Source organism: Bradyrhizobium sp. SZCCHNRI1009 (assembly GCF_032487575.1).
Classification (GTDB): Bacteria; Pseudomonadota; Alphaproteobacteria; order Rhizobiales; family Xanthobacteraceae; genus Bradyrhizobium.
The window spans coordinates 478470-490885 of the sequence record NZ_JAUEUL010000002.1 but is presented as its reverse complement, the minus strand read 5'-3'; the positions used below and the strand labels follow the sequence as shown (position 1 = coordinate 490885).

General features: G+C 67.5%; 9 protein-coding genes. 5 read left to right on the top strand and 4 right to left on the bottom strand.

What is annotated here, in order from left to right; genetic code table 11:
• Positions 1-173 precede the first annotated feature (173 nt).
• On the top strand, positions 174-992 hold the full coding sequence (locus tag QX010_RS05795) for a uracil-DNA glycosylase (protein ID WP_316178197.1): 819 nt from the start codon (positions 174-176) through the stop codon (positions 990-992).
• A gap of 147 nt (positions 993-1139) precedes the next feature.
• On the opposite strand, the gene QX010_RS05790 is transcribed toward QX010_RS05795, so the two are convergent.
• The 4 genes from QX010_RS05790 to QX010_RS05775 all read right to left on the bottom strand — a co-directional run bounded on the left by QX010_RS05790 (position 1140) and on the right by QX010_RS05775 (position 5435).
• The gene (locus tag QX010_RS05790; RefSeq protein ID WP_316178195.1) at positions 1140-2648 is read right to left on the bottom strand and encodes a glycosyltransferase family 39 protein; all 1509 of its coding nucleotides are present in this window, start codon (positions 2646-2648) and stop codon (positions 1140-1142) included.
• 208 nt (positions 2649-2856) lie between these two features.
• Entirely contained in the window at positions 2857-3711 is an 855-nt protein-coding gene (locus QX010_RS05785) for a ribonuclease HII (RefSeq protein ID WP_315802825.1), read from the bottom strand.
• Between the two features lie 76 nt (positions 3712-3787).
• On the bottom strand, positions 3788-4237 hold the full coding sequence (locus QX010_RS05780) for a VOC family protein (RefSeq protein ID WP_316178193.1): 450 nt from the start codon (positions 4235-4237) through the stop codon (positions 3788-3790).
• Positions 4238-4256: 19 nt separating this feature from the next.
• Positions 4257-5435 carry a PA0069 family radical SAM protein gene (locus QX010_RS05775; RefSeq protein ID WP_315802880.1) on the bottom strand — a complete coding sequence of 393 codons (1179 nt, stop codon included), beginning with the start codon at positions 5433-5435 and terminating at the stop codon, positions 4257-4259.
• Between the two features lie 188 nt (positions 5436-5623).
• Between QX010_RS05775 and QX010_RS05770 the strand changes: the two genes are divergently transcribed.
• The 4 genes from QX010_RS05770 (at position 5624) to QX010_RS05755 (ending at position 12387) form a co-directional block, all read left to right on the top strand.
• The gene (locus tag QX010_RS05770) at positions 5624-8041 is read left to right on the top strand and encodes a phosphoketolase family protein (RefSeq protein WP_316178191.1); all 2418 of its coding nucleotides are present in this window, start codon (positions 5624-5626) and stop codon (positions 8039-8041) included.
• 106 nt (positions 8042-8147) lie between these two features.
• Positions 8148-10073 carry a hypothetical protein gene (locus tag QX010_RS05765; RefSeq protein WP_316178465.1) on the top strand — a complete coding sequence of 642 codons (1926 nt, stop codon included), beginning with the start codon at positions 8148-8150 and terminating at the stop codon, positions 10071-10073.
• 8 nt (positions 10074-10081) lie between these two features.
• Positions 10082-11686, top strand: a complete 1605-nt coding sequence (locus QX010_RS05760) for a PEP/pyruvate-binding domain-containing protein (RefSeq protein ID WP_316178189.1) — start codon at positions 10082-10084, stop codon at positions 11684-11686.
• A 128-nt stretch (positions 11687-11814) separates the two neighbouring features.
• Positions 11815-12387 (top strand): glycosyl transferase, encoded by a 573-nt coding sequence (locus QX010_RS05755; RefSeq protein ID WP_315802821.1) that lies wholly within the window; start codon positions 11815-11817, stop codon positions 12385-12387.
• Positions 12388-12416: the final 29 nt, after the last annotated feature.

Below are 12416 nucleotides of genomic sequence, written 5' to 3'. Positions count from 1 at the left end.
GCTGATGGGCAGGTCCCGAGGGGAGCGAAGGCTGGCGCCGGAACACTAGGGCGTTCCGTCCCTTTTTTGGGTTATTCCAAGCTCTTGTTTCCGATTTTTCGAGGCAGGACAACCACCGAAATGCATTCCGCCATGCGCCGAGGCGGCGTACACTGTGGCGACGATCGATCATGATGACCCCCGAGCCCCTCCCCGACGTCCGCCAATTGCTCGCCTTCTATCTGGAGGCGGGAGTCGATTGCGCGCTCGCCGACGAGCCGATCAACAGGCTGGTGGAGCCTGAGGCCGCGGCTGCTGCCGCTCCTGCCGCCCGTCAGGCGGCGGCGCCGCAGGCCGGCCGGCTGGCGGCGCCGGCGATCATTCCGCCGCGCGGCGAACCGCCGCCTCCGCCGGAAGCGGCCGTCGCCTCGGCCCGCGAGGCGGCGCGGACAGCGCCGACCCTGGAGGCGCTGCGCGCGCTGCTGGAGAGTTTCGACGGCTGCGCGCTGAAGCAGACGGCGTCGCGGCTGGTGTTCGCCGACGGCAATCCGCAGGCACGCGTCATGCTGGTCGGCGAGGCGCCCGGCCGCGACGAGGACATCGAGGGCCTGCCGTTCGTCGGCCGCTCCGGCAAGCTGCTCGACCGCATGATCGCCGCCATCGGGCTCGACCGCAGCAAGGTCTACATCGCCAACGTCATTCCATGGCGCCCGCCCGGCAACCGCACGCCGACGCCGCAGGAGACGCAGATCTGCCTGCCGTTCATCCGCCGCCAGATCGAGCTGGTCGATCCGGACGTGCTGGTGACGCTCGGCAACCCGTCGACCCAGGCGCTGCTCGGCACCACCGAGGGCATCATGCGCACGCGCGGCAAATGGCGCGACTACGACACCGGCAAGCGCACCATCCGCGCGATCGCGACGTTCCATCCGGCCTATCTGTTGCGCTCGCCGTCCTACAAGCGGCTGTCCTGGCAAGACCTGCGCGCGATCGCGACGGTGCTGGCGGTCTGAGCGCCAGTCTCCCCCGTCATTGCGAGCGAAGCGACTTGTCCGCCGAAGCCTTCTTGGGCGTAGGCGGAAGCGATCCAGAGTCCCGCCCACGATTCTGGATTGCTTCGTCGCTGCGCTCCTCGCAATGACGGAGAGCGCGGCGAAGCGCTACGGCCCTTTCGGTCGCACGATCGCCCAGCCGATGCGCAGCACCGGCTGGCGGCCGTTGATCAGCCAGTCGAAGCTGCGCGGCACCTCCGGCACCAGCCCGGGAAAGCGCTGGGCGATCTCCGGCGGGGGGGTGCCGACCGTGTCGGAGGCGCGCCACACCACGACGCCGCCGCTCTCGGCGAATTTGGCCGGCGTGACCCAGGGTGTCCGCTGCGGGGTGGCATCGAGGAACAGATGCGCGCGGCGGCGGCCGAGCGCGACCAGGCTGGCGAGTTGCGGATCGCCGGCGACCGCCTGCAGCCGCTGGTTGGTACGGCGCTCGAAACTCTCGACGAAGAAACGGGAGATGTCGCGGGCCGGCATCGCCGTCGCGACCTCGCGGTCGCCGAGCAACGGCAGCACCACAGCGCTGCCCGCCGCGAGGATGGCGGGCGCGGCGACCGCAACCGCCCAGACCAGGCGCAGCAGCCGCTGCCGCCGCAGATAGATCAGATCGCCCGACGCGACCACCAGGGCAAGGCCGACCATGGTCAGGGTCACGGCAGTGCCGCCGTACACGGTCGGGAGGCCGAACAGAGCGGAGATCAGACTGCCCGCCAGCGCTGGTGCAATCGCGAAGCAATAGACGAAGTCGCGCGCGAGCGGCGGCACCGAGCGGCGATAGATGATCGGCGCATCGGTCTCGCCGCGATCGATCCAGCCGACGTCGAGCAGCACCAGCAACAGCACGGCCGAGATCGCCAGCAGCAGTCCCCCCGCCAGCGCGAGCCAATGCCAGGCGCGCACCGAAAGCTCGGCGAGAACGGGCAGCGCCGGTAGGCCGACGCTGTCGGAACGCAGCACGAAAATGAGATAAGGCAGTGCCAGCGCCACCACCACAAGCAGCGCGAACAGCGGATCGAACGAGCGCAGCACGCGGCGGCCCTGCGCGGTCGAGACCACGAAGCCCGCGATCAGCAGCAGCAGGCCGGCGGCGGCCGGCGTGGTCAGCAGCAGCAGGCCAGCCTCGATCGACCAGGCAAACCAGGCGTTGCGCCGGCCCTCGCCGAGAATCCGCCAGCTATGGAGCAGCAGCAGCGCCCAGAGCGGACGCGCCAGCACCTCCGGACCGAATTCCAGCGTGGGCGCACCGAACGCGGTGATGGTCATGGTCAGCAGCACGGCGAGCACCGCCTGCTGGCCGCCGACGATCGCCGCCGCCAGGAGATACATCACCCACAGGCTGAGCGCCGAGCACAGCACGGCCAGCACATAGACGCCGAGCAGATGATCGCCGGCGACGCGATAGGCGATGTCCGACAGCCAGAACGACAGCGGCGGGCCGAGATCGGTGCCAACCTGGTACTCGCGTCCGAATGCAATGGTGGTGGCAAGCTGGCCGGGCGGGCTGCGATAGAACAGCATGGCCACGCCGAGCCACATCAGGGCCTGGCACAGCACCACGATGACGACGACCAGCCGCGGCCTTGCGCGGATCAGTTCGACAACCAGGGACGTGAAACGCATGAACGGCTGGATCGCTTGGCTGAATCGCTGACGACGTCGAGGAGGCCGGCAGGACCGTCGCTCATCCGCAGCAGCCTCGCTGTCCGACGCCCGCAATCGATACCGCATGATCGGGGCGCACAAGACCGCCCCCGCTGCGAGGAGTGACACTTCGTGCCGGTTCGCTATCTCAAGCTTTAAGACCGCGGCGCGATCGAGGCAACCAGCATCAGGCCCCGAGCGAGATTTCGGTGGACGTGACCACGGTCACCTCTGCGAAAAGGTCGGGCTCCGGCACCTCGGTCCAGGGCTGATGCTTGCGCCGGGCGGCGACGACCGGCGCAAACAGGCTGCGATGATGTACCGAGGGGCCGAGCCGGTCCAATGCGGCGAGGTGTTCGGGCACAGCATAGCCCTTGTGCTGCTCGAATCCGTAACCAGGGCAGTCCTGCGCCAGTGCGCACATCAGCCGGTCGCGCGTGACCTTGGCGACGATCGAGGCGGCCGCGATCGACATCACCAGACCATCGCCGCCGATCACCGCCTCGCACGCGCAATCGACGTCGATGCGGTCGCGACCGTCGACGAACACGTGCTTCGGCGCCTCGGGCAGCGCCCTCACGGCGCGAGACAGCGCCCACAGCGAGGCACGCAGGATGTTGTCGCGGTCGATTCGGGCCGGCGAGGCGACGGCCACCGCAAACGCAGACGTCTTGCAGATCTTGTCGAACAGCGCCTCGCGCTGCTCCGCGCTCAGCCGCTTGGAATCATCGAGCCCCTTCGGAATGCGCGCGGGATCGAGAATCACGGCAGCAGCGACCACCGGACCAGCCAGCGGCCCCCGTCCCGCCTCGTCGCAGCCCGCGACCGGCCAGATCCCCTGCTTCAGCAGCGCACGCTCCCGCCGGAAGCTCGGCGGCGCCACCGCGATGACGCCCTTGCCGAGCTTGGCGGCGGTCTTGCCCTTGGCGCTCTGCGGCGCAGGCTTGGTCCCGGCCTTTGCAGCGGCGCTCTTCGCCACGGCACCGCTGGCGGCCTTCGCCCTGCCCGGTTTCTTTGACTGATCGCGAATCATGGCCGGCATGGTGCGGAACGGCCCGCGGCGGTGCAACCCGAACGGACCTCAATTCCCCGCTATTCGCACCCTCTCCGGCAACCGGCTACGCCGGCAGATGCACCCGATCATCGTCGCCGACATCGATTCCCGGCGCCACCACCACTTCCCAGACATGACCGTCCGGATCGGCAAAATAGCCGCTGTAACCGCCATAGTCGGTCCGTTGCGCGAGCTTCAGCAGCAGCGCGCCCTTCTCCACTGCCGACGCGAGCGCCGCATCGACCTCAGCCTCCGAACGGCAGTTCCATGCCAGTGTCACGCCGCGGAATGCCTGCGGCCGCGGCGTGTCCGGCACACCCGCGTCGTGGGCGAGCGCGCTCCACGGGTACAGCGCCAGCACCGTCCCGCCAGTGTCGAAGAATGCCACTTCCTCGCCGGTCGCGCGGAATTTTCTGACGAAGCCGAGCGATGCATAGAAGGCGATGCTCCGCCGCATCTCGGATACACCGAGTGTGATGACGGTGAACCGCGGGATAACCGCACCTGCACTCATCGCGCCACCTCCACACATGTCAGAACAGGCTGAGCTGCTGCCCGCCGCCCTTCGGCCGGACGAAATGATCGGTCGTCAGCTTGGTCCGGCGCTTGTTCAGCCCCAGCTTTTCGCAGGCGATCTCGAAGCGGCGGCCGATCATCCAGGCCATCGGGCCTGTCCCCTTCATCCGCGTGCCCCATTGCGAGTCGTAATCGCGGCCGCCGCGCATGTCGCGGATCAGGGTGAAGACGTGGCGGTAGCGGTCGGGATAATGCTCGAGCAGCCATTCGCGGAACAAATCGCGCACCTCCAGCGGCAGCCGCAGCAGCACATAGGAGGCTTCCTTGACCCCGGCATGGGCGGCGGCATCGAGGATGCGCTCGATCTCGCTGTCATTGAGCGCGGGGATCACCGGCGCCACCATCACCGTCGTCGGGATGCCGGCCTTGGACAGCGCCTGCAACGCCTCCAGCCGCTTCGATGGCGTCGAGGCCCGCGGCTCCATGGTACGTGCCAGCTTCGGATCCAGCGTGGTCACTGATATCGCGACCTTCGCCAGGTTCTTCTTGGCCATCCGCGCCAGGATGTCGGCATCACGCATCACCAGCGCCGACTTCGTGACGATCCCGACGGGATGGCCAACCTTTTCCAGCACCTCGAGGATGCCGCGCATGATCTTCCGCTCGCGCTCGATCGGCTGGTAGGGATCGGTGTTGGTCCCGATCGCGATCATCCGCGGCTCGTAGCCGCTGGCCGCGAGCTCCTTCTCCAGGAGCGCGGGCGCATCCGGCTTCACGAACAGCTTGGATTCGAAGTCGAGGCCAGGCGACAGCCCGAGAAACGCATGGGTCGGCCGCGCGAAGCAGTAGACACAGCCGTGCTCGCAGCCGCGATACGGATTGATCGAGCGATCGAAACCGATGTCCGGCGAGTCGTTGCGGGTGATGACCTTGCGCGAGGTATCGGTCGCGACCGTGGTCTTGAACGGCGGCAGGTCTTCGAGGCTCTGCCAGCCGTCGTCGAAGACAACGCGCGCCTCCGCCTCGTAGCGGCCGCTCGCATTGGATTGTGCACCCCGGCCGCGGCGCCGGCCCCGTTCGATGGCGACCGCGAGTTCCGGGAAGTCCTTGTCAGGACCGAAAGAAGGCGCGCCCGCCGGCTCGGAGGGCACCGGGACCGGCGGGCGCTTGAGGGCATGTGAAGATGCTCGGCTCATGGCCAAGACATAGCACACAAAAAGAACATTACAAGAACAAAAGAGAACATCTGCGTGGTGGTTCTGAGCCGGCGCAAGGCCAACCATCACATTCCCGTTCTATCCTCGCAGCGCACTGGAACGGGACGGTGCGGCATTACTCTAATGCACTCTCCCGCGGGCGCGAAGCGGACGGCAAGCGAGGTTACATGAACATCACGTCTTCCCACCAGACGATCCCGGCCGATGATCTCGACCTGCTCGACCGCTACTGGCGTGCGGCCAATTATCTCTCGGTCGGGCAGATCTATCTGCTCGACAACCCGCTGCTGCGCGAGCCGCTGAAAGCGGAGCACGTCAAGCCGCGCCTGCTCGGCCACTGGGGGACGACGCCCGGACTGAATTTCATCTACGCCCATCTCAATCGCGCCATCCAGGCCCAGGATCTCAGCGTCATCTATATCTGCGGTCCCGGCCATGGCGGTCCGGGCATGGTCGCAAACACCTATCTCGAAGGCACATACAGCGAGATCTATCCGGATATCACGGGCGATGCCGATGGCCTGCGCAAGCTGTTCCGGCAGTTCTCCTTCCCTGGCGGCATTCCGAGCCATGCGGCGCCGGAAACGCCGGGCTCGATCCATGAAGGCGGCGAGCTCGGCTACGCGCTGGTGCACGCCTATGGCGCGGCGTTCGATAATCCCGATCTGATCGTGGCCTGCGTGGTCGGCGACGGCGAGGCCGAGACCGGCCCGCTCGCCGCGTCCTGGCATTCGAACAAGTTCCTGAACCCGGCCCATGACGGCGCGGTGCTGCCGATCCTGCATCTCAACGGCTACAAGATCGCCAATCCCACCGTGCTCGGCCGCATGGGCGACGCCGAGCTCAAATGCCTGTTCGAAGGTTACGGTTATGAGCCGCTGTTCGTCGAAGGCGCCGAGCCCAAGGCGATGCATCGGCAGATGGCGGACGCGCTCGATGTCGCGCTCGCAAGCATCCGCTCGATCCAGCAGAATGCGCGTCAGCCGGATGCAACGATCCAACGGCCGCGCTGGCCGATGATCGTGCTGCGCAGCCCGAAGGGCTGGACGGGCCCGAAGGAGGTCGACGGCCTCAAGGTCGAAGGTTTCTGGCGTGCCCACCAGGTGCCGATCGCCAATCCGCGCGGCAAGCCGGAGCATCTCGCGCTGCTCGAAGCCTGGCTGAAGAGCTACGAGCCGGACACATTGTTCGACGCGCAGGGCCGGCTGATGCCGGAGCTGCAGGCGCTGGCGCCGAAGGGCGCGCGGCGCATGGGCGCCAACCCGCACGCCAATGGCGGCTTGCTCAAGCGTGAGCTCAAGCTCCCAAACTACCAGCATTTTGCGGTCGACGTGTCCTCTCCGGGCCAGACCATCGCTGAAGCCACGCGCGAACTCGGCAAGTTCCTGCGCGACGTGATCACGCTGAATGCAGAGACACGCAACTTCCGCATCATGGGCCCGGACGAAACCGCCTCGAACCGGCTCGATGCCGTGTTCGAGGTCACCGAGCGGGTGTGGATGGAGGGCATCGAGCCCTACGACGTCCACCTCGCCCATGACGGCCGCGTCATGGAGGTGCTGAGCGAGCACCTCTGCCAGGGCTGGCTGGAAGGCTATCTGCTCACCGGCCGCCACGGCCTGTTCTCCTGCTACGAGGCGTTCATCCACATCGTCGATTCGATGTTCAACCAGCACGCCAAATGGCTGAAAGTGTCACGCGAGCTGCCGTGGCGGCGCCCGGTCGCGTCGCTGAACTATCTCCTGACCTCGCATGTCTGGCGGCAGGACCATAACGGCTTCAGCCACCAGGATCCGGGCTTCGTCGACCTCGTCGCCAACAAGAAGGCGGACATCGTCCGCATCTACTTCCCGCCGGACGCCAACACGCTGCTGTGGATCGCCGACCACTGCCTGCGCACCTATGACCGCATCAACGTCATCGTCGCCGGCAAGCAGCCTGCGCCGCAATGGCTGTCGATGCAAGATGCGGCCATCCATTGCGACGCCGGCATCGGCATCTGGTCGTGGGCCGGCACCGAGCCCGCCGACGAGGAGCCCGACGTGGTGATGGCCTGCGCCGGAGACGTCCCGACTTTGGAAACGCTCGCTGCCGTCGATCTGCTGCGCAAGGAATTGCCCGACCTCAAGATCCGCGTCGTCAACGTCGTTGACCTCATGACCCTGCAGCCGAAGCAGGACCATCCGCACGGCCTCAGCGACCGCGACTTCGACAGCCTGTTCACGACCGACAAGCCGGTGATCTTCGCCTATCACGGCTATCCGTATCTCATCCATCGTCTCACCTACAGCCGCACCAACCATGCCGGCATGCACGTGCGCGGCTTCATCGAGGAAGGCACCACGACGACTCCGTTCGACATGGTCGTGCTCAACGAGCTCGACCGTTTCCACCTCGCCATCGAGGCGATCGAGCGCGTGCCCGGCCTCAGTGTGTCGGCGGCCCATGTGAAGCAGAAATTCCGCGACGCACTGATCGAGCATGCCCGCTACATCCGGGCGCATGGCGAGGACATGCCCGAGATCCGCGACTGGGTCTGGCCGAACAGCACCGGCGGCACCACGCCGACACAGGCAGGCGACTGACGTCGCCCGCACACCTTGTGTGACGGTTCGATGAATGATCCAACGCAAGGACTTGCGTGCGGTGCTGAGGCACGGTGACGGCATCGGAAACCTGATCGACGCCGTCATGAAATCCCAGATCATCAAGGAGCTCGGCGAAGCCGACATCCTGCTGCCGTCACTGATTGCCGACGGTCTCGCTGCCAACGACCGTGTCAAGGTGCGCATGAGCGCGCTGCAGGCCGCCGCCCAGCACGCTCAGGCGCCGGAACAGCGGCCGACCGATCTCTCGACCGAGTGCCGCGCCGCGCGCATCGCACCGGCTGATCTCGCGAGCCTGATCGGCGGCGCGCATCGCACCGCGACCGGACGCCTTGCCGCTCCCGGTCTCGCCGCGCTGATCGGTGATATCGAAAACGATACGCGCGCGATGATCCGCGCGGTCAACGCCGGACGAAGCTCCGAGGGCCAGTCTGCCGAACGCCGGCTCGGCACGATGCAACGCGCGGGCCTGCTGACGATAGGCGACGAAATCGATTTCACGCGCGTCGCGCGTCTGACTGGCGCCCAGGAAGAAGCGGACAGCCTGCACCGGCTGGTGATGGATCTCCACAAGGCGCTCAACCGCATCGCCGCCGACTGCGCCGAGGACACGCTCGACGGAGCTCATGTGTACGGGCTCGCCGCTGACGACAAGCCCGCTGTCGTCGCCTTCATGCGTGGGCTCAACGCGACGCGCGCACTCAAGTTCGACCATCCCGGCCTGGACACGATGGCGACCCGCGCCAGCGAACGCCTCCTAATCCAGAACGACATCGGCACCACCGATGCGCATGTCATGGTGGTCGCGGTCCAAGGTCTGACGGTCACGGTCACCTACACCGACGTTCACCTCGCCCGCGCGAAGTTCTTCGTTCGCCTGTTCGATGGTTTCGCGGCGACCTGGAGCGGTCTCGACCGTCACACCGGGACGAACCTCGCGGACGAGAACGCGTTCTACCTGGTGACCGGCCAATTCCAGGGCAACACCGCGCAAGCGCGCGACGATTTCCTCACGGCACTCGGCGCCGCGCTGGTGTTCCTGATCGACTGGAACAAGGCCCGGAAACTGCTGCGGACCTGGCTGTCCAAGGATGATGCGATCAGACTTCTCGACTGGGCGGCGCGCAACCGGATCGGCCACCGCGCCTTCCTCGAGCTCGGCGGCAACGAACTGTTGGGTGCGGCCGTCCGAAACGCTGCGCCCCATCGTATCGGCTTCGGCGAACGTCTGGATCGCGCCCTGGGCCGCACCGCTGCAGTCGAATTTCTCAAGGCCGCGTTGCGTGCTGCGACCGAGGGCCTGCAGGCCGGCCGCTCGGTGCGGCTGGTCCGCGACCAGATCGAAGCCGATCTGGTGCGGCATCTCGATCGTGCCGACGGTGCGCTGCTCGCGATCGTGATGCGCCAGCTCGGCCTGGCCCACGACCTCGCCGCCGCGCTGAACCGCGATCTCAGTGCGCTGCAGTCCGGTGTTTCCGGCGACCGCAAGCTGCTGGCCGCACGCGCCAGCAGGATCGAACAGAAGGCCGACCGGATCGCGATCGAGGCCCGCGAGGAGATCACGCGGCTCAAGGCCGAGCCGCTGATCGCGCAACTGGTCGACCGGGTCGAAGAGGCCGTCGACGAACTCGAACAGGCGGCGTTCATCGCCTCGCTCGCGCCGGCTGCGATGCCGCCAACGCTGTCGGCGGCCTTGGCCGAGCTCTGCAAGGTCGCCATTGGCGGGATCGAGGCGGCCGCGAGCGGCCTCGCCGCCGCTGCCGAGGTGCCCGAAGGACGGCGGGCGGATTCCGATGATGCGCTCGCCGCCGTGCTGCGCCTCATGGACAGCGAACACGCGGCCGATGCGCAGGAACGCGCGATCACCGCCCTCGTGTTCACAGCGGGCTTCGACGTCGCGACATCGCTGTCCGGGCTGGAGCTGGCGCGCGCCATCGAGCGTGCGACCGACCGCCTGGCGAGCTTCGGACATCTGCTGCGCCAGTACATCATGATCGATCTCGCGGGTTAGGAACTGCCATGTCCATCATTTGCATTTTCGGCACGAACACCGAGCCATGCTCGGCCGAGACCGTCGGCGCCAAGGCCGCCAATCTGGCGCGCATGGCGACGCTCGGACTGCCCGTGCCGCCGGCCTTCGTGCTTCCCGTCGAGCTCTGCGCCGACATCATTGCGAACCAGGCCGATGCCGAACGGCGCCTGCGCGACGGCCTGCGGGCGGGCATCCGGTTTCTCGAACAGACGACCGGCCGGGTCTTCGGCGATCATCGCCGGCCCTTGCTTGTATCCGTCCGCTCCGGCGCTGCGCGATCCATGCCGGGCATGCTCGACACCGTGCTCAATGTCGGCTGCACCTCGGCTGCCATGCGCGGCCTGATCCGCAGCACCGGACGGCCGCGCCTCGCCTTCGACTGTCGCCGGCGCTTCATCGAGAGCTTCTCCGAAACCGTGCTCGGCTTCGATGCCGGGACGCTCGCGGCGCGGCGCGACGAGCTGGTTGCGCACGAAGGTGTTGCCAACGACCGGGATCTGGACAGCGAAGCCATTGCGCGGCTCGCGGCCGACGAACAGGCGCTGGTCGAGACCGGCAGCGATGGCTGGCTGGAGGATGCCGCAGCGCAGCTCATGGCCGCGGCGCGTGCCGTCTATGGTTCGTGGAGCAGCGAGCGTGCGCAGACCTATCGCAAGCTGCAGAACCTGGAGGACCTGCGCGGCACAGCCGTGACCGTGCAGACGATGGTGTTCGGCAATGGCGGTCTCAGCTCGGGCGCGGGTGTCGCGTTCTCGCGCGATCCCTCCACCGGGGCGCGGCAGCCCATGATCGACCTCGTGCTCGATGCGCAGGGCGAGGACGTCGTCTCCGGCCGCCGCATGCCGGACAGCGAGGATGCGATCACGCGCGCACTTCCCGCTCTGCAGGATGAGCTCGGTGCGGTGCTGCGGCAGCTCGAACAGGCATTCGGCGACGTGCAGGACGTCGAGTTCACCGTTGAAGATGGCCATTTGTGGATTCTCCAGACCCGGGCCGCCAAGCGCACGCCGCGCGCTGCGTTGAGGTTTGCGGTGGATTTGGTTCGCGAGCGGGTCATCGCGCCTCATGAGGCCCTGGAGCGGCTGGCCGACATCGATCTGGAGCGGCTGGTCGAGACGTCGCTGGTCGCGGCCGGCGCCCCGGTCGCAACAGGCATCGGTGCCTCCGGCGGCATCGCCACAGGGCGCGCCGCCTTCGACGCGGACGGCGCCAAGCGGCTGGCCGCCAGCGGCGAGCCGGTCATCCTGATGCGCCCGGATACCTCGACGGCCGATGTCGCGGGCTTCGCCGTCGCAGCCGGCATCGTGACGTCGGTCGGCGCACGCACCGCCCACGCCGCTCTGGTCGCGCGCCAACTCGGGCGGCCCTGCATCGTCGGCTGTCGTGCGCTTGAGGTGCGTGTCGAAGCCGGCTGCGCGACACTCGCCGGAACGCCGGTCGGAAGCGGCGACTGGGTGACCATCGACGGCGATCGAGGCTGCCTCTATCTCGGACGGCTGGAGATCGTGGCGACTCGACCCGACGCCGAGCTGGCCGAGGTCGCGGCCTGGCGCAGCGGTGCGACCCAGCCCGACAAACGGCTGTCCGCCTGACCCTCCCTTTTCCTCCCCGTGCCGCCAAACCGGCATGCTGCAAAATTCCGCAGCGCAGCGGGCTGATTTGGCTATGACAAGATGATAACAATCATGCCGGAGGCGCGACAGATAACGATGCCAGGTTCATGCTGAGCGTGATCATCCCGACCGAAGGTGTCGAGCAGACCGCCGTGGCCACCCTGTCGGCGCTGGTGCCCGGCGCTGCGGCCGGTGTCGTCACCGAGGTGCTGCTGGTCGATCGCTCGCCCGATTCCAGCGTGATCGAACGTGTCGCCGACGTTGCCGGCTGCCACTTCATGAAGTTCGAGGGCTCCCAGGCCGCTGCCCTCGCGGCAGGGGCGGCGAAAGCGCGTGCGCCCTGGCTGATGTTTCTGCCGGCCGGCGCGATGCTCGATCCCGGCTGGATCGACGAAACCATGCAGTTCGTCCAGAGCGTCGCCGCCGCTGGCCGGCCGCGCGCCGGCGTCTTCCGCTATGCCCGGTCTCCCTATGCCGCCATCAGCCTGCGCGACCGGCTGCGCGCGGTTGCGCGGGTCCTGGTCGGACCGCTCGGCGATCAGGGCCTGCTGATCGCCAGGGATCACTACCGGCAGCTCGGTGGATACAAGCCCGACCACAAGCGCGCCGAGACGCGGCTGCTGCGTCAGCTCGGCCGGTCCTCGCGGACGATGCTGCGCAGCCGGATCGTGATGGTGTAGCGGCACGACCATACTTGCCAAAGTCAACC